Consider the following 16,896-nt stretch of genomic DNA (forward strand, 5'->3'; position numbering starts at 1 on the left):
GCGCTCAGCGCCGTCCGAGGATGGCGCTGTGCACGATCAGCCAGACCATGAGCGAGACAAAAGCCGCCCACTCCCAGATCACCGGGGTAGAGCGGGTGACGCCCGCCTTCCCCACCATCGACAGCAGCACGGCGAAGACGAGGTAGATGACCACCACCGACAGGCTCGTGATGGCCAGAGGCCAGGGCAGGCGCAGACGGATTTCCTGAACCCCGATCAGGGTTTGCAGGACAACCGTGCCAAAGAAGTAAAGCATCGCCGAGCCTTCGTGCAACGCGAGGTCGGACGAGGCGGGAAAGGCCGACATACCGGCGCTGCCCAAGACCACGGGCACGCCGATAACGAGCAGCGCGGTGCTCATCACCCTGCCGCCGCCCATGGCCGCAAAGCTCAGGACCAGGAGAACCAGAAAGGCGTAGCGCACCGGCGCGGCCATCAGCATCATCGTGTTGAACAGCACCATCGGCCATTTCGGCGTGTTGCCGATGTCGCTGAGATAGGTATTGAAGATCGAAAAGTCGTGGCCCGCGGCGTAAACCAGCGTCGCCAGGGCCACACCGGACAACCCCAGGGTCGCCCCGATCAGCCCCACGATCCGCAGCAGGGCGGGCAGGGCGATCTGTGGAAAGCGTGTGTCATGCATGCTCATGCATTTTGACTAGCGGCTGAATCGCACCCTGTCTTTGATCGGGATCACCTGCCCTTGGGTCGCGTGGCCCGCGTGCCTGCACACCTTGCGCGTCGGACGTGCCGCGCAAGGTGTTGTGCCCGTCCGGCAAAGGCCCGATCAGCTGTGAATCGGACCGTCCCCGCAGGCAAGTGCCGCCTCGCGCACCGCCTCGGAATAAGTCGGGTGGGCGTGGCAGGTCAGCGCCAGGTCCTGCGCCGAGGCACCGAACTCCATCGCCACGCAGATTTCGTGGATCATGTCGCCCGCCGCAGGCCCGATGATCGCCGCACCCAGGATGCGGTCGGTCTCGGGATGGGCGATGATCTTGACGAAGCCGTCGCTCTGGAAAACCGCCTTGGCCCGCGCGTTGCCCTTGAACATGAACTTGCCGATCTTGGGCTTCAGGCCCGCTTCTTTCAGCTCGGCCTCGGTCTGGCCGACGGTGGCCACCTCGGGGGCGGTGTAGACGACGCCGGGGATGACGCCGTAATTGACGTGGCCATGACGGCCGGCCAGCACCTCGGCCACGGCCATGCCCTCGTCCTCGGCCTTGTGCGCCAGCATCGGGCCGGGGGTGACATCACCGATCGCATAGATGCCGTCAACGCTGGTTTTCCAGTTGTCATCGACGGCGACCTGGCCGCGCTCGGTTATCTTCACGCCCAGCGCATCCAGGCCCAGGCCGTCGGAATAGGGTTTGCGGCCGGTGGCCACCAGCACGATATCGGCGTCGATGGTCACGTCGTCGCCGCCCTTTTTCGGCGCGTAGGTCACCTTGGCCTTGGTCTTGAGCGCCTCGGTGCCCTTGACCGCGGCGCCGGTGATGATTTCCAGCCCCTGCTTGTCGAGGATGCGCTTGAACGTGCGCTGCACGTCAGCATCCATGCCGGGACAGATCGCGTCCATGTATTCCAGCACGGTCACGTCCGATCCCAGCCGGGCATAGACGCTGCCCAGTTCCAGCCCGATCACGCCGGCGCCGATCACCACCAGTTTCTTCGGCACCTTCGGCAGTTCCAGCGCGCCGGTCGAGCTGACCACGGTGTTTTCGTCGATTTCGACGCCGGGAATGCTGGCGGGTTCCGAGCCGGAGGCGATGACGATGTTTTTGGCCTCATGGGTGTCGTCGCCCACCTGCACCTTGCCCGGCGCGGGGATCGTGGCCCAGCCCCTGATCCAGTCGATCTTGTTCTTCTTGAACAGGAATTCCACGCCGCCGGTGTTCTGCTCGATGGTTTCGTCCTTGTAGGCGAGCATCTGTTTCCAGTCGACCGAAGGCGATTTGCCCTTGAGCCCCATGGCCGCGAAATTGTGCTCGGCTTCGTGCAGCATGTGGGAGGCGTGCAAGAGCGCCTTCGAGGGGATGCAGCCCACGTTGAGGCAGGTGCCGCCCAGCGCCTCGCGGCCCTCGACCACGGCGGTCTTGAGCCCCAGCTGGGCGCAGCGGATGGCGCAGACATAGCCGCCGGGGCCGGCGCCGATGATGATCACGTCATATTGGGCCATGGGTTCGGTCCTTTGCTTGCTGGTGTGCTCGCGCACTCAGGTTTGTTCGCGTTCGGGCCACGCAGGCCCTGGGGGACGCTGTCCCCCAGACCCCCTGAGGTATTTTCGGTCAGATGAAGCCTCGGGGGATCGTAAGGAAGGGATCAGAGATCCATCAGCAACCGGCGCGGGTCTTCCAGCGCGTCCTTGACGCGGACGAGGAAGGTAACCGCGCCCTTGCCGTCGACGATGCGGTGATCGTAGCTGAGCGCGAGATACATCATCGGGCGGATCACGATTTCACCGTTCACCACCACCGGGCGCTCCTGGATCTTGTGCATGCCGAGGATGCCCGATTGCGGCGGGTTGAGGATGGGCGAGGACATGAGCGAGCCGTAGACGCCGCCATTCGACAGCGTGAAGGTGCCGCCCTGCATTTCCGCCATCGACAGCTTGCCGTCGCGGGCGCGCCGACCCTTTTCGCCGATTTCCTTCTCGATCTGGGCAAAGCTTTTTTCGTGCACGTCGCGGATCACCGGCACGACGAGACCCTGCGGCGTGCCCGCCGCCACGCCCATGTGGACGTAATTCTTGTAGACGATGTCGGTGCCGTCGATCTCGGCGTTGACCTCGGGCACCTCGCGCAGCGCGTGCACGCAGGCCTTGGTGAAGAAGGACATGAAGCCCAGCCGCACGCCGTGTTTCTTCTCGAACTCGGCCTTGTAGGTGTTGCGCAGCTCCATCACCGCGCTCATGTCGACCTCGTTATAGGTGGTCAGGATCGCGGCGGTGTTCTGCGCGTCCTTGAGGCGGCGGGCGATGGTCTGGCGCAGGCGGGTCATTTTCACCCGTTCCTCGCGCGCGGCATCGTCGGCGGGCACGGGCGCGCGCGGCGCGGCCGCGGGCTGCGGCGCCGGGGCGGCTGGGGCCGGGGCAGGTGCGGGCGCGGTGGCCGCTTTCTGCACGTCTTCCTTCATGATGCGGCCATCGCGGCCGGTGCCCTGTACGCTGGCCGGGTCGATGCCCTTGTCGGCCATCAGTTTCTCGGCGGAGGGTGCGTTCTTCACGCCTTCCGGCGCGGCGGCCGGCGCCGGTGCGGCGGCAGCGGCGCTCGCGGTCGCGGCGCCTTCGCCGGCACTGATCACCGCCAGTTTGCCATTGGCCTGCACGGTGCTGCCTTCGGCGGCGACGATCTCGGACAGTGTGCCCGAGGCAGGCGCGGGCACTTCGACCGATACCTTGTCGGTTTCCAGCTCGCAGAGCATTTCATCCTGGGTGACGCTGTCGCCGACGGATTTGAACCAGGTCGAAACGGTCGCCTCGGTCACGCTTTCGCCCAGGGTGGGCACCATCACGTCGACGGCGCTGCCGCCCGACTGTGCAGGCGCTTCGGTGGGTTTTGCCGCGGCCTTGGGTTTTTCGGGCGTGGCTGCGCCGCCTTCGGCGATCGTGGCCAGGAGAGCGTTGACGCCGACTGTGTCGCCCTCGGCGGCGACGATCTCGCCCAGGGTGCCGGCGGCGGGCGAAGGCACCTCGACCGTCACCTTGTCGGTTTCCAGCTCGCAGAGCATTTCATCGACGGCAACCGCGTCGCCCGGCTTCTTGAACCAGGTTGCGACGGTGGCCTCGGTGACGCTTTCGCCCAGGGTGGGCACGCGGACTTCGGTGGACATGTATCAGTTCCCTTCCAGATTGAGCGCGTCGTTGACCAGCGCTTCCTGTTGTGCCTTGTGCTGCTTGGCCAGGCCCGTGGCGGGCGAGGCTGCGGCGGGGCGCCCGGCATAGACGGGGCGCGTATGCTTGGCCTTGATGCGTTCGAGCACCCACTCGATGTTGGGCTCGATGAAGCTCCAGGCGCCCTGGTTCTTGGGCTCTTCCTGGCACCAGACCATCTCGGCCCCCTTGAAGCGTTCCAGCTCCTTCACCAGGCTCATCGCCGGGAAGGGATAGAACTGTTCGATCCGCAGGAGGTAGACATCGTCAATCCCGGCAGCATCGCGCGCTTCCAGCAGGTCGAAATAGACCTTGCCCGAGCACATGACGACGCGGCGGATATCCTTGTCCTTCTTCAGCTTGGTGTCGGAATGGCCTTTCTCGGCATCATCCCACAGCACGCGGTGGAAGCTGGATCCGGTGGTGAAATCATCGGCATCCGAGATGCAGAGCTTGTGCCGCAGGAGCGATTTCGGGGTCATCAGGATCAGCGGTTTGCGGAACGAACGATGCAACTGGCGGCGCAGGATGTGGAAATAGTTGGCCGGCGTGGTGCAGTTGGCGACGATCCAGTTGTCTCCGCCGCACATCTGCAGGAAGCGTTCCAGCCGGGCCGAGCTGTGCTCGGGGCCCTGGCCCTCATAGCCATGCGGCAGCAGCACGGTCAGGCCCGACATGCGCAGCCATTTAGATTCGCCCGAGCTGATGAACTGGTCGAACATGATCTGCGCGCCGTTGGCGAAATCACCGAACTGCGCCTCCCACATGGTCAGCGCGTTGGGCTCGGCCAGCGAGTAGCCATACTCAAACCCGAGCACCGCATATTCCGAGAGCATCGAGTCGATGACCTCGTACTGGGCCTGCCCCTCGCGGATGTGGTTCAGCGGGTAATAGCGTTCCTCGGTTTCCTGGTTGATCAGGCCCGAATGGCGCTGGCTGAAGGTGCCGCGGGTGCTGTCCTGGCCGGCCAGCCGCACGGGATAGCCCTCGGTCATCAGCGAACCGAAGGCCAGCGCTTCGCCGGTGGCCCAGTCAAAGCCCTGGCCGCTTTCGAACATCTCTTTCTTGGCGTCCAGCAACCGCGCCACGGTCTTGTGCAGCGGAAAGCCCTCTGGCGCGGTCGAGAGCGCACGGCCGATTTCCGCGAGCGTCTCGGGTTTGATCGCGGTTTCGCCGCGCTGGTATTCCTCGTTGCGGCGGTCCAGGTGGCTCCAGCGGCCATCCAGCCAGTCGGCCTTGTTGGGCTTGAAGTCCTTGCCGGCCTCGAACTCGTCGTTCAGATGCGCCTGGAAGGCGGCTTTCATGTCCTCGATCTCGCCCTCGGGGATCAGGCCATCCTGCACCAGGCGATCGGTATAGAGCGACAGCGTGGTCTTGTGGCTCTTGATCTTCTTGTACATCACCGGGTTGGTGAACATCGGCTCATCGCCTTCGTTATGGCCGAAGCGGCGATAGCAGAACATGTCGATCACCACGTCCTTGCCGAATTTCTGGCGGAACTCGGTGGCCACCTTGGCGGCGTGCACCACGGCTTCGGGATCGTCACCGTTGACGTGGAAGATCGGCGCCTCGACCATCAGCGCGATGTCGGTCGGATAGGGCGAACTGCGCGAGAAATGCGGCGCGGTGGTAAAGCCGATCTGGTTGTTGACGATGATATGGATCGTGCCGCCGGTGCGGTGTCCCTTGAGCCCCGAAAGCCCGAAACATTCGGCCACGACACCCTGTCCGGCAAAGGCCGCGTCGCCGTGCAGCAGCACCGGGATCACCGCGGTGCGGTCGGGGTCGTTCAACTGGTCCTGCTTGGCGCGCACCTTGCCCAGCACCACCGGGTTCACCGCCTCGAGGTGCGAGGGGTTCGCCGTGAGGCTGAGGTGCACGGTATTGCCGTCGAACTCGCGGTCCGAGGAGGCGCCGAGATGGTATTTCACGTCGCCCGAGCCGTCCACGTCCTCGGGTTTGAAGCTGCCGCCCTGGAACTCGTTGAAGATGGCGCGGTAGGGCTTGCCCATCACGTTGGCCAGCACGCTCAGCCTGCCGCGGTGGGGCATGCCGATCACGATTTCCTTGGCGCCAAGGCTGCCGCCGCGCTTGATGATCTGTTCCATCGCGGGAATGAGCGCCTCGCCGCCATCGAGGCCGAAGCGCTTGGTCCCCATGTATTTCACATGGAGGAACTTCTCGAAGCCCTCGGCCTCGACCAGCTTGTTCAGGATCGCCTTCCGGCCCTCGCGGGTAAAGGCGATTTCCTTGCCGTAACCCTCGATCCGTTCTTTCAGCCAGCCGGCCTGCTCGGGATCCGAGATGTGCATGTATTGCAGCGCAAACGTGCCGCAATAGGTGCGCTTCACGATGTCGATGATCTGCCGCATCGTGGCAAAGTCGAGCCCAAGCACCTTGTCGATGAAGATCGGCCGGTCCATGTCGGCCTCGGTAAAGCCATAGGCCTTCGGGTCGAGCTCGGGGTGCGGCGTCTGGCTGCGCATGCCCAGCGGGTCGAGATCGGCCACGAGATGGCCGCGGATCCGGTAGGCGCGGATGATCATCAGCGCGCGGATACTGTCGAGCACCGCCTGGCGGATCGCGTCATCGCTGACCTCGACCTTGGCTTCCCTGGCCTTGCCCTTGATCTTTTCGGCGGCGGATTTGGCCTCTTCGGGCAGCGGCGCCCAGTCCCCCGTCAGCGCGCCAGTCAGGTCGTCCTGCGGCACGGGCGGCCAGTCGGGGCGCGCCCAGCTGGGGCCCTGCGCTTCGGCCTTCACGTCAGTCTCGGCATCGCCCATCTGGGCAAAGAACGCGGCCCAGGCCTCGTCCACCGCGCCCGGATCGTTGGCGTAACGGGCGTAAAGCTGCTCCAGATACTCGGCATTGTGCCCTTGCATGAAGGACGATGCTTTGAATTGGTCGTTGGGGGAATGTTCGGTCATTGGACTACCTCATCCGGGTTGGGACCGTGTTCATTGTGATGGATAAGCGATGCCAGAACCCGGCTGGGGATGCGATTTCGCGCATCCGCCCGAGGGTTTATCGCAGGCCCTGCACGCATATGTCAGACCGCCCGTTGGTCTGCCGGGGGCGGGCCATAGGCGTTGTCGCCATGGTCCGACGGACGGGTCAGCCACCAGATCATCAGAATGGTGAGAACGATCATCAGAAGCATGGCGATGAGGGCGCCGATGCCGCCCGCAAGGGCCACTCCTGCGGCCATATCGGGATCGATGCCCTGACCCTGTTCCATCAGCGCGACACCGAAAATACCGCCAAGAAGCGTGAGATTCAGAAATATCGAAATCACAAGCGGGATCAGGATGTACCAGCCCGGGCGTCCGCTGTCGTGCAGTCGGCGGAAGCCCGCAGCCGTAATCGGTATGATCAGCGCGAGCGAGTAGAGCATCGAAAGCGGTTGAGTGCCCCGCTGCCCGGGTGCTGGGGCGCCGAAGATCGCGGTTTCGATCAGGCTGACGACAACAGCGCCGATAATCATGGCCAGCGCAAACCACCAGTATTCGGATCGCGACGCGCGCCCCGAAAAGGTGGCATATTTCTCAGTCAGGCAGGTTTTGACTGCCGTTTTGAAATCCATGTCGTCTCTCCCGTCAATTGAAAACCGATTTAACTACCCGATGGCCTCCAGCATCGCTTCGCCCAGGCCGGCGGGGCTTTCAGCCACCACGATGCCCGCGCTGCGCATGGCTTCGATCTTGTCCTCGGCGCCGCCCTTGCCACCGGCGACGATGGCGCCGGCGTGGCCCATGCGGCGGCCCGGGGGGGCGGTGCGGCCGGCGATGAAGCCCGCGACAGGCTTCTTGCGGCCCTTCTTGGCCTCGTCTTTCAGGAACTGGGCCGCTTCTTCTTCGGCGCTGCCGCCGATTTCACCGATCATGATGATGCTTTGCGTCTCGTCATCCGCCAGGAACCATTCCAGCACGTCGATATGCTCGGTTCCTTTGATCGGGTCGCCGCCGATACCCACGCAGGTCGACTGGCCCAGGCCCACATCCGTCGTCTGTTTCACGGCCTCATAGGTCAGCGTGCCCGAGCGCGAGACAACACCCACGCTGCCGCGCTTGTGAATATGGCCGGGCATGATGCCGATCTTGCAGGCGTCCGGTGTAATCACGCCCGGGCAATTCGGGCCAATCAGCACCGATTTGCTGTCTTCCAGCGCGCGTTTCACCTTCATCATGTCCAGAACCGGGATGCCCTCGGTGATCGCCACGATCACTTCCATCTCGGCGTCGATCGCCTCGAGGATACTGTCTGCCGCAAAGGGCGGGGGAACGTAGATCACCGTGGCGTTCGCCCCGGTCACATGCCTGGCCTCGTGGACCGAGTTGAAAACCGGCAGATCAAGATGCGTCTGCCCGCCCTTGCCGGGGGTCACGCCGCCGACCATCTGGGTGCCATAGGCAATGGCCTGTTCGCTGTGGAAGGTGCCCTGCGAGCCGGTAAAGCCCTGGCAGATCACCTTGGTATTTTCGTCGATGAGAACTGCCATTTTCCTTAGCCCTTCACTGCCTTCACGATTTTCTGCGCGCCATCTTTCAGGTCATCCGCGGCAATCACGTCCACGTCGCTCTCGTTGATGATCCGCTTGCCTTCTTCCACGTTGGTGCCTTCCAGGCGCACCACCAGCGGCACCTTCAGGCCCACTTCCTTCACCGCGGCCACAACGCCCTCGGCGATCACGTCGCAGCGCATGATGCCGCCGAAGATGTTGACAAGGATGCCTTTGACGTTCGGATCGCTCGTGATGATCTTGAACGCCTCGGTCACTTTCTCCTTGGTCGCGCCACCGCCGACATCGAGGAAGTTGGCCGGCTCGGCCCCGTAAAGCTTGATGATGTCCATCGTCGCCATGGCCAGCCCCGCGCCATTCACCATGCAGCCGATTTCGCCATCCAGCGCGATGTAGTTCAGATCGTATTTCGAGGCTTCCAGCTCTTTCGGGTCTTCCTCGGTCACGTCGCGCAACTCGGCGATGTCGGCATGGCGGTAGATCGCATTGCCGTCAAAGCCCATCTTCGCGTCCAGGCACTTCAGGTCGCCCTTGTCGGTGATGATCAGCGGGTTGATCTCAAGCATCTCCATGTCTTTTTCCACGAAGAGCTTGTAGAGCGTGCCCATCAGCGCCACGCATTGCTTCACTTGCGGACCGGTCAGGCCCAGCATGAAGGCGATGCGACGGCCGTGAAACGGCTGGTACCCGGTGGCCGGATCGACCGAAAAGCTGAGGATTTTCTCGGGCGTGCTTTCGGCCACTTCCTCGATGTCCATGCCACCCTCGGTCGAGGCGACATAGGAAATACGGCTGGTTTGACGGTCGACCAGCAGGGCGAGGTAGAATTCCTTCTCGATGCCCGAGCCGTCCTCGATATAGATGCGGTTCACCTGCTTGCCGGCGGGGCCGGTCTGCTTGGTGACCAGCGTTCGGCCCAGCATGCGCTTGGCCTCCAGCTCGGCCTCTTCCACCGACTTGGCCAGCCGCACGCCTCCCTTTTCGCCGGCGTCGGCCTCCTTGAAGCTGCCCTTGCCGCGACCGCCCGCATGGATCTGCGCCTTGACCACCCAGAGCGGGCCATCCAGTTCACCGGCTGCGGTTTTGGCCTCTTCGGCCCGTGTCACGACGCGGCCATCACTGACCGGTGCGCCATACTGGCGAAGAAGCGCCTTCGCCTGGTATTCGTGAATATTCATCGGCTCACCTGTTTCATTTACGTTGCCCTGCGTAGTGGCATAAGGTTGCGGCAAACCTAAGCTTTATTCGTAAGTCGGGCTGATTTTCGGCAAATTTCCGCAATTTGTGATCACAGCCGGAAAACGTGTGATCACAAATCCAAACATGCCTGAATCCGCATGTTTCAAAAACAGAATCACCCGGGCGATGGTGGACTTGCCTGCAATGCTGTGAAACGGTTTGCCGCATCGGTGCCAGTGACAGGACGAAAATCATGCCGCTTGCCAGGATTGGCCAGACGCTTCTCTACTTTGCCCATATCCCGAAAACCGGCGGCACCAGCATCGAGGCCTATCTGCGCGAAAAGGGCGAGGTGGCGATGCATCACACCCGGCCCGGCGACTGGTCGGCCTGCTCGCCCCAGCATATCCACGCGGCGGTTCATACCACGCTGTTTCGCCCGGGCTTCTGCGATCATGCCTTCGCCGTGCTGCGCGATCCGCTGGCACGGCTGCAAAGCGAATACCGCTATCGCGCCGCGCAGGTGAAAAAGCGCAAGGGGCTCGACATTCAGCCTTTCGACGACTGGATCACCAAGACCTTTCGCCGCTACGGCAAGAACCCCTATGTCTTCGACAACCACATCCGCCCGCAGGTCGAGTTCCTGAGCGAGGGGATGGAGCTTTTCGCGCTTGAGGACGGGCTGGACCGCGTTTTCGACTGGATCGACCACGTCACCGGAGACAGCCGCGCGGTGCCGCGCCGGTGGGAAAAGAAACTTGCCCCGATCCCGATCACGATGAGCGAGGAGACCCGCGCGCGGATCGAGGAGTTCTATGCTGCTGATTACACCTTCCTGGCCGGGCAGGGGGGCAGGGCATGAGCACACCCAGCTGGGGCATCGTGATGACCGCGCGCGAACCGGGCGACCTGGTGCTGGCCAACGTGGCCTATCACCTCGGCCTCGGCGCGTCCGAGGCGCATGTCTATCTCGATGATCCGGTCGATCCGGCGGCGGCGCGGCTGCGCGGCTTGTCCGGGGTCACGCTGACGCTGTGCGATGCCGCGCATTGGGCCAGCCTCGCGCGCGGCCGGCCCGAGGGGCAGAACCGCCGGCAGGGGCTGAACGCGACGCAGGCTTATCGCCGGGCCGGGGTCGATTGGCTCATCCATCTCGATGCCGATGAATTCCTGCGCCCGCGCGGCGATTTCCTGGCCGAACTGGCGGCCTTTCCGCGCGGGTTCGGCTATCTTTCGGTGCCCCCGGCCGAGCGGGTGCAAGACCCCGGCGCGATGCAGGCAACTATCTTCGACGGCGGCTTTCGCCGCCCGGCCCGGGTGCCGCCGCGCCTTCACCGCGCGCTCTATGGCCCGGCGGCGGCCTATCTGGAGGGCGGGATGAGCAGCCACACCACCGGCAAGGCCTTCACCCCTACCGGTTATGATTACAACATTCGCATCCACCGCCCGCGCGCGGCAGGCCAGGACAAGCTGCCTGCGCATTCGGCGCTGCGCGCGCATACGGTCGAGCTGTTGCATTTCGACGGGCTGACGCCGCTGCACTGGCTGGTGAAGCTCCTGCGCTATGGCGAACAGGACGAGGCTACGCTGGCGCAGATGAACGCGGCCCACCGCCTGCGCCAGATCGCCGAGTGCCTGGAAACGACCGACCCTGCGGCGGCGCGCGCCCTGCATGACCGGGTGCAGGGGTTCGACGGCGAAACGCTGGCCCGGCTGCGCGCGCTAGGGCTTTATGACGATACGCCCTTCGATCCGGCCCCGGTGATCGCGCGCGTCCTGCCCGATGTGCCGCCCGACCTGACGGCACAGGGCTTTGACGCGGCACTTCGGCGCGCTTACGCGGGCAATCGGGCTGGCCCGATTGCCACGCTTCTGGCCAGTTGGCCTAGTTGAAGAAAAGCGCGAACGTCCCCGCGCGCCCATGCGTAAACCGCGAAAACTGGCTCCAGCTTTGTGCCGTGATCTGCGAACCGCGCGCGGCATAGGGATAGGCGCCGATGCCGTGGATCCACTCGATCAGATCAATGGGGCCGGGATCGGCGAAATAGGCGGCCAGCGAAATCCCCGTGCCATCGGGCATCAGCGGATGCGGCAGGAGCAGCCGGCCTTCCAGCACCGCCTCGGCATCCGACAGGATTTTCTGCCAGGCCTCGGCCATGCGCGCGGGCACCTCGATCCCCAGGGCCGATTGCTGGTCGGGGTTCGGGATCCATTCGCGGTCATTGTCGGTTTCGCGGGCCAGTTCGCGCCAGAAGATGCGGTTATGCGCGATCATGTTCAGCCAGTTCGACTGCGCCGCCTGAAGCCGCGCGCGGTCGGGTTTCTGCGCCAGCGACTCGAGCACGAGATAGGCGATGTCGATCGCCGGGCGCACCTGGTCGCGCACCATGCTGCGCCGGTCGAAGCCACGCCGCGCGTCCAGTTGCGCGCGGGTCATGTCGCGGCGCATGTCTCGGCTTTTCTTCATATTTTCGCCAATCGCATCCATGTTCTGCGACAGCGCTGCGGTCAGCTTCTCCAGTTCGGCATCCAGCGCTTTGCGCTGTGCGTCGGTCGTGGCAGCCTGGCGCTGGTCAGCAGTCTCCTGTTTGCGGGCACTCAGGCTATCGCGCTCGGCTTGAAGGCTGCGGCGCTCGTCCAGCAGCTGTTTGGACATCCGGCGCAGGTCATCCAGGCTCGGGCCAGTCGTTTCCTCTTCGGTCTGGGCCAGCTTCGATTCGGCGGCACGCAACTCATTGCGGGCCAGGCGTGACTGGCGGCCAAGGTCGCTGCGCTCGTCGGTCAGCGGGCGCATCGCCTCGCGGATATCCTTGATCTGCGCGTTCAGCGCGTCACGTTTCTCGCGCGGCTTGTTCTCGGGTTTGCGCATCTCGTCGCGCAGGGCCCGGATCCGGTCATCGAAGGGCTTTTGCATCTCGCGCAGCTCCTGCGAGCGGGCTTTGATGCGCTCTTGCTCAGCCTTCAACGTTTCGATCTCGGCTTTCACCGCGTCCTGGTCCCAGTAATTGGGGATGCGTGGCGCGTCCTTCACCGCGGCCAGCTGCGCATCGAGATTGGCAATCACCGGGGTGGGATCAAAGGCCAGGATGGCATTGCCCACGCCGGCCAGAAGATGGGTATAGGCCGCCAGCCAGGATTGGTCGGCCACGTCGAAGCGGATCGTCAGCGGCTGCTCCAGCGCCCCGCTCTTTTCCATCTCGCGCCGAACCCGCCGGTCCAGGATCACCGGGGCCAGCAGTTTCATCGCGGACTCGGCTTCGCTGCGGGTGCCGTCACCGTCCATGTCAAACCAGATGTCCTGCAGCGTCAGCTCGAAGGGCTGCACGCCGTCGCGCTCGGCCCGGGCCAGCACTTTCTGCGCTTCGGCCATGTCCTCGACGAAGGTTGCGATCATGCTGGCGACCAGATCGGGCGTTTTCTCGCGCGGGTTGGGGTTGCGCATCGGCCCCATGTTCAGCCGCAGCAGCGGCAGGTTTACCATCCGGTCACCCAGCCCGTAGTCGTATCGCGTCTGCAGCGATTTCTCGACCGCGCGCAGCACCATCATCGCGCCCAGTTCGAAACCGTTCGCGGCCGGGTCCGCCGACAGTGTTTCGATCCGCTGGGTCAGGCCTGCCGAGGCAAGTTCGCCTTGCTGGGCTCCGGCCGGGCCGGCAAGCGTTGCGGCCAGGGCCAGGGTGGCAAGGGTGCGGGAAAGGGGCTTTTTCATCGAAATCATGACCTTTTTTGCAATGGTACGGCGCGTTTCACGCTCCAGGTTCTCACGCGCAACCATACGCTGCAATATGGCATGGGTTTGGCGGACAGGCGAAAAAAGAAAGGGCGCCCCGCAAGGCGCCCTTCAGATCATCATGTTCCGGCGTGTATCAGGCCAGCGAGCCGTCGATGTCCTGGCAGGCCTTGACCAGGCCTTTGACCGCATCGACCGACTTGTTGAACATGGCCTGTTCGTCCTTGTTCAGCTTGATGTCGATCACGCGCTCGACACCGCCGGCGCCGATCACCGTGGGCACGCCCACATAGAAGCCATCCAGCCCATAGGGCCCATCGACATGCGCCGCGCAGGGCAGCACGCGCTTCTGGTCTTTCAGATAGGCGATGGCCATCTCGATGGCGCTGGTGGCCGGCGCGTAATAAGCGCTGCCGGTTTTCAGCAGGCCGACGATCTCGGCGCCGCCGTCACGGGTGCGCTGCACGATCGCGTCCAGTTTCTCCTGGCTGGTCCAGCCCATCTCCACGAGATCGGGCAGGGGGATGCCGCCCACCGTCGAATAGCGGGTCAGCGGCACCATGGTGTCGCCGTGGCCACCCAGCACAAACGCGGTGACATCGCGCATCGACACGCCGAATTCCTCGGCCAGGAAGTGGCGGAAGCGGGCGCTGTCCAGAACGCCGGCCATGCCGCAGACCATGTTGTGCGGCAGGCCCGAAAACTCGCGCAGGGCCCAGACCATCGCATCGAGCGGGTTGGTGATGCAGATGACAAAGGCGTTCGGGGCATGTTCCTTGATGCCTTCGCCCACGGATTTCATGACCTTGAGGTTGATGCCCAGCAGGTCATCGCGGCTCATCCCCGGCTTGCGCGGGACGCCCGCGGTGACGATGCAGACATCGGCGCCGGCGATGTCGGCGTAATCCTGGGTGCCTTTCAGCGCGGCATCAAAGCCTTCCGAGGGGCCGGATTCGGCGATGTCGAGCGCCTTGCCTTCGGGAATGCCCTCGGCGATGTCAAAGAGGACGATATCGCCCAGTTCCTTCATTGCCGCCATATGGGCAAGCGTACCGCCGATCATACCTGCGCCGATAAGCGCGATTTTGGGTCTGGCCATTGGAAGTTTCTCCGCGTGGTTACCGTATCGCGCGCCTGCCTACGCCCAACACGGCGCCGGTGCAAGGGTGCTGCAGTGCAGCGCATCCGAACAGGAAGCTATCGCGCCCTGGTGTTTACCGTTAAACCGGTTGCGAAACCGTAACTTAGAAAGGCTCGCCGCGTGTCGCCCCTCGATTTCAGCTTTTTCGCCATCGCCGGGCCGGCGGTGATGTTCGCAGGTATCTCCAAGGGCGGCTTCGGCTCGGGCGCGGCCTTTGCCTCGGCCGCGATTCTGGCGCTGGTGATGGAGCCGGGCGCAGCGATCGGGATCATGCTGCCGATGCTGATGCTGATCGACCTGGCCACGCTGCGCCCCTACTGGAAACGCTGGAGCGCCCATGATGCCAAGGTTTTGATCGCCGGGTCCGTGCCCGGCGTGGTGCTGGGCGCGGCCTTCTACACGGTGGCAGATGCCGATACGCTGCGGCTCCTGATCGGGGCGATCGCGGTGCTGTTCGTGGTCTGGCAGATCGCGGGCCGCGCCGGGCTGATCCCGGTGGCGCGGCGGCCATTTCCGCTCTGGGGCGGGTTGCTCGCCGGGGTCGGGGCCGGGTTCACCAGTTTCGTCGCCCACGCCGGTGGGCCGGCGGCGGCCGTCTACCTGCTGTCGAAGCGCCCCGGCAAGACCGAGTACCAGGCCACCACCGTGATCGTCTTCTGGGTCAACAACCTGTTGAAGGCGATTCCTTATGGCATCCTGGGCATCTTCACCGCCGAAACGCTCTGGGCCGATCTGTGGCTCGCGCCCTTTGCGCTGTTCGGCACCTGGCTGGGGGTGCGGGCGCATTTTGCCATTCCCGAACGTGCGTTCTTTGCGCTGACTTACGTGCTGCTGACGGTGACCGGCAGCAAACTGATCTGGGACGGGCTGACATGACCCATCTCAACCGGCCTCTCGCCGCCGCTCTCCTGGGCTTGCCGCGCTGCGCGCGCCGAGGCGCCCTGCACTTTCCCGGATCCGTCTTCATCTGACCCCAAATACCTCGGGGGTGTGGGGGCAGCGCCCCCACGACGGCCTCAAGAAGGCCAGGGCGACGCGACACGGCCTGCCCGCTCAGATGTCTTCGCCCCCGGCAGGCAGGGCTTCGGCCAGGGTTTCGAAGGCCTGTCCGCTTGCGACAAGACAGGTGATGCCGTTCGCCGTCGTCACTGTGATCGTCCAGGTACCGTTGTCGGGGCTGGCGAACACCTCGATCACCGCGTTGTTCGCGCCCAGCCCGATCGCCTGGCGGCTTTCGCCATAGCCGTCGGCCAGCCGTTGCACCACCCGGTCGCGCGGGGCGCAATTGGGCGCCTGGGCCGTCGCGGCCACCGGGATCATCATCGCGGCCGTGCAGAGGGCCGCCGTCATGCTCGAAGGTTTCATTGTTTTACCCTTGTCTAGGCGGCGATGCCGCCGGGTCTGCCGGGTTTTCCGGCTGCGGCATCGACCTGTCCCTGAACCTGCGCCGCGCCCCTGAAAGAGTGGTTAATTCACCGGTCGATCGCTCAAATTTCACGCGGATTCTGCATTGCGGCGAAAATTCCCTTGAACAATTCGGGCGAAAAATGCTCTATCCGCGCAACAATATTACCGGAGAGACTCATGACCGTTCGCCCCTACCGTTCCGTCCTCTACATCCCCGGCTCGAAAGAGCGCGCACTGGACAAGGCGCGCGGCCTGCCTGTCGATGCGATCATCTTCGATCTCGAGGATGCCGTGACCCCCGACGCCAAGGTCGAGGCCCGCGCCACGCTGGCCGCCGCTCTGGCGGAAGGCGGCTATGGCGACCGCGCGAAGATCGTGCGCATCAACGCGCTCGATACCGAATGGGGCCGCGATGATGCGCTGGCGGTAAAGAACATGCAGGCCGATGCGGTGCTGCTGCCCAAGGTCGACAATGCACTCGACGTGCAGGCGCTCGCCGACCTGGTGGGCGATATGCCCATCTGGGCAATGATGGAGAGCTGTCACGGCATCTGGAACGCGATGGAAGTGGCCGCGCACCCGCAGATCGCGGGCTTTGTCGCCGGCACCAACGATCTCGCCAAGGAACTGAACTGCCGTTCGCGGCCCGACCGCCTGCCGATGATGACGGCGCTGCAGATGATGCTGCTGGCCGCCCGCGCACATGGCGTGATCGCCGTGGATGGTGTCTACAACCAGTTCAAGGACGAAGAGGGCCTGCGCGCCGAATGCGAACAGGGCCGCGACCTGGGTTTCGACGGCAAGACACTGATTCACCCCGCGCAGGTGGATGTGACGAACGACTTGTTTTCGCCCTCCGAGGCCGAGATCGACCTGGCCCGCCGACAGATCGAAGCCTTCGAGGAGGTCGAGCGCTCGGGCCAGGGCGTGGCCGTTGTCGATGGCAAGATCGTCGAGAACCTGCACGTGGAAACCGCGCGCAAGATCCTCGCCATGGCCAGCGCCATCGCCTCGCTGTAGGGTGGGGCCCACCCCACCAAGCATTGCGAAGG

At 64.3% G+C, this 16,896-nt stretch carries 14 protein-coding genes; 4 read left to right on the forward strand and 10 right to left on the reverse strand.

Features of this window, described 5'->3' with window-relative positions; translation table 11 throughout:
- Nucleotides 1-4: 4 nt before the first annotated feature.
- The 7 genes from E0501_RS01940 to sucC form a co-directional block, all read right to left on the reverse strand.
- A complete protein-coding gene (locus tag E0501_RS01940; protein WP_137699662.1) occupies nucleotides 5-649 on the reverse strand; it encodes a hypothetical protein in 645 nt (214 codons plus the stop codon).
- A 138-nt stretch (nucleotides 650-787) separates the two neighbouring features.
- Nucleotides 788-2,176 carry a dihydrolipoyl dehydrogenase gene (gene lpdA, locus E0501_RS01945; protein ID WP_137699663.1) on the reverse strand — a complete coding sequence of 463 codons (1,389 nt, stop codon included), beginning with the start codon at nucleotides 2,174-2,176 and terminating at the stop codon, nucleotides 788-790.
- A 143-nt stretch (nucleotides 2,177-2,319) separates the two neighbouring features.
- Nucleotides 2,320-3,828: a 2-oxoglutarate dehydrogenase complex dihydrolipoyllysine-residue succinyltransferase gene (gene odhB / locus E0501_RS01950; RefSeq protein ID WP_137699664.1), complete on the reverse strand. Its 1,509-nt coding sequence runs from the start codon at nucleotides 3,826-3,828 to the stop codon at nucleotides 2,320-2,322.
- A gap of 3 nt (nucleotides 3,829-3,831) precedes the next feature.
- On the reverse strand, nucleotides 3,832-6,795 hold the full coding sequence (locus tag E0501_RS01955; protein ID WP_137699665.1) for a 2-oxoglutarate dehydrogenase E1 component: 2,964 nt from the start codon (nucleotides 6,793-6,795) through the stop codon (nucleotides 3,832-3,834).
- A 122-nt stretch (nucleotides 6,796-6,917) separates the two neighbouring features.
- Complete coding sequence (locus tag E0501_RS01960; RefSeq protein WP_137699666.1) at nucleotides 6,918-7,451, reverse strand: DUF805 domain-containing protein; 534 nt, start codon at nucleotides 7,449-7,451, stop codon at nucleotides 6,918-6,920.
- A gap of 33 nt (nucleotides 7,452-7,484) precedes the next feature.
- On the reverse strand, nucleotides 7,485-8,366 hold the full coding sequence (gene sucD, locus E0501_RS01965) for a succinate--CoA ligase subunit alpha (RefSeq protein ID WP_137699667.1): 882 nt from the start codon (nucleotides 8,364-8,366) through the stop codon (nucleotides 7,485-7,487).
- 5 nt (nucleotides 8,367-8,371) lie between these two features.
- Nucleotides 8,372-9,565, reverse strand: a complete 1,194-nt coding sequence (sucC, locus tag E0501_RS01970; RefSeq protein WP_137699668.1) for an ADP-forming succinate--CoA ligase subunit beta — start codon at nucleotides 9,563-9,565, stop codon at nucleotides 8,372-8,374.
- A gap of 254 nt (nucleotides 9,566-9,819) precedes the next feature.
- Here sucC and E0501_RS01975 point away from each other — a divergent pair, with 254 nt between their 5' ends.
- Together E0501_RS01975 and E0501_RS01980 are read left to right on the forward strand one after the other, a co-directional pair.
- Nucleotides 9,820-10,428 carry a sulfotransferase family 2 domain-containing protein gene (locus tag E0501_RS01975; protein WP_137699669.1) on the forward strand — a complete coding sequence of 203 codons (609 nt, stop codon included), beginning with the start codon at nucleotides 9,820-9,822 and terminating at the stop codon, nucleotides 10,426-10,428.
- Entirely contained in the window at nucleotides 10,425-11,459 is a 1,035-nt protein-coding gene (locus E0501_RS01980) for a glycosyltransferase family 2 protein (RefSeq protein WP_137699670.1), read from the forward strand. The genes E0501_RS01975 and E0501_RS01980 overlap by 4 nt, the downstream gene beginning before the upstream one ends.
- Here E0501_RS01980 and E0501_RS01985 read toward each other — a convergent pair.
- Together E0501_RS01985 and mdh are read right to left on the reverse strand one after the other, a co-directional pair.
- Nucleotides 11,452-13,275: a coiled-coil domain-containing protein gene (locus E0501_RS01985; protein ID WP_137699671.1), complete on the reverse strand. Its 1,824-nt coding sequence runs from the start codon at nucleotides 13,273-13,275 to the stop codon at nucleotides 11,452-11,454. The genes E0501_RS01980 and E0501_RS01985 overlap by 8 nt on opposite strands.
- 157 nt (nucleotides 13,276-13,432) lie before the next feature.
- Complete coding sequence (gene mdh / locus E0501_RS01990) at nucleotides 13,433-14,395, reverse strand: malate dehydrogenase (RefSeq protein ID WP_137699672.1); 963 nt, start codon at nucleotides 14,393-14,395, stop codon at nucleotides 13,433-13,435.
- Nucleotides 14,396-14,557: 162 nt separating this feature from the next.
- On the opposite strand from mdh, the gene E0501_RS01995 reads away from it, so the two are divergent.
- Nucleotides 14,558-15,313 (forward strand): sulfite exporter TauE/SafE family protein, encoded by a 756-nt coding sequence (locus E0501_RS01995; RefSeq protein ID WP_137699673.1) that lies wholly within the window; start codon nucleotides 14,558-14,560, stop codon nucleotides 15,311-15,313.
- 177 nt (nucleotides 15,314-15,490) lie between these two features.
- Here the strand turns inward: E0501_RS01995 and E0501_RS02000 are convergent, their stop codons facing one another.
- Nucleotides 15,491-15,802 (reverse strand): hypothetical protein, encoded by a 312-nt coding sequence (locus E0501_RS02000; protein WP_170222762.1) that lies wholly within the window; start codon nucleotides 15,800-15,802, stop codon nucleotides 15,491-15,493.
- 219 nt (nucleotides 15,803-16,021) lie between these two features.
- On the opposite strand from E0501_RS02000, the gene E0501_RS02005 reads away from it, so the two are divergent.
- Nucleotides 16,022-16,864, forward strand: coding sequence for an HpcH/HpaI aldolase/citrate lyase family protein (locus E0501_RS02005; RefSeq protein ID WP_137699674.1), 843 nt, complete (start codon nucleotides 16,022-16,024; stop codon nucleotides 16,862-16,864).
- The last annotated feature ends 32 nt before the right edge of the window (nucleotides 16,865-16,896 follow it).

The organism is Marimonas lutisalis, assembly GCF_005434965.1.
GTDB lineage: Bacteria > Pseudomonadota > Alphaproteobacteria > Rhodobacterales > Rhodobacteraceae > Marimonas_A > Marimonas_A lutisalis.

Coding starts and splice junctions, on each gene's coding strand:
- E0501_RS01940 (WP_137699662.1), bottom strand. CDS start 649: ATGAGCATGCATGACACACGCTTTCCACAGATCGCCCTGCCCGCCCTG.
- lpdA (WP_137699663.1), bottom strand. CDS start 2,176: ATGGCCCAATATGACGTGATCATCATCGGCGCCGGCCCCGGCGGCTAT.
- odhB (WP_137699664.1), bottom strand. CDS start 3,828: ATGTCCACCGAAGTCCGCGTGCCCACCCTGGGCGAAAGCGTCACCGAG.
- E0501_RS01955 (WP_137699665.1), bottom strand. CDS start 6,795: ATGACCGAACATTCCCCCAACGACCAATTCAAAGCATCGTCCTTCATG.
- E0501_RS01960 (WP_137699666.1), bottom strand. CDS start 7,451: ATGGATTTCAAAACGGCAGTCAAAACCTGCCTGACTGAGAAATATGCC.
- sucD (WP_137699667.1), bottom strand. CDS start 8,366: ATGGCAGTTCTCATCGACGAAAATACCAAGGTGATCTGCCAGGGCTTT.
- sucC (WP_137699668.1), bottom strand. CDS start 9,565: ATGAATATTCACGAATACCAGGCGAAGGCGCTTCTTCGCCAGTATGGC.
- E0501_RS01975 (WP_137699669.1), top strand. CDS start 9,820: ATGCCGCTTGCCAGGATTGGCCAGACGCTTCTCTACTTTGCCCATATC.
- E0501_RS01980 (WP_137699670.1), top strand. CDS start 10,425: ATGAGCACACCCAGCTGGGGCATCGTGATGACCGCGCGCGAACCGGGC.
- E0501_RS01985 (WP_137699671.1), bottom strand. CDS start 13,275: ATGAAAAAGCCCCTTTCCCGCACCCTTGCCACCCTGGCCCTGGCCGCA.
- mdh (WP_137699672.1), bottom strand. CDS start 14,395: ATGGCCAGACCCAAAATCGCGCTTATCGGCGCAGGTATGATCGGCGGT.
- E0501_RS02000 (WP_170222762.1), bottom strand. CDS start 15,802: ATGAAACCTTCGAGCATGACGGCGGCCCTCTGCACGGCCGCGATGATG.
- E0501_RS02005 (WP_137699674.1), top strand. CDS start 16,022: ATGACCGTTCGCCCCTACCGTTCCGTCCTCTACATCCCCGGCTCGAAA.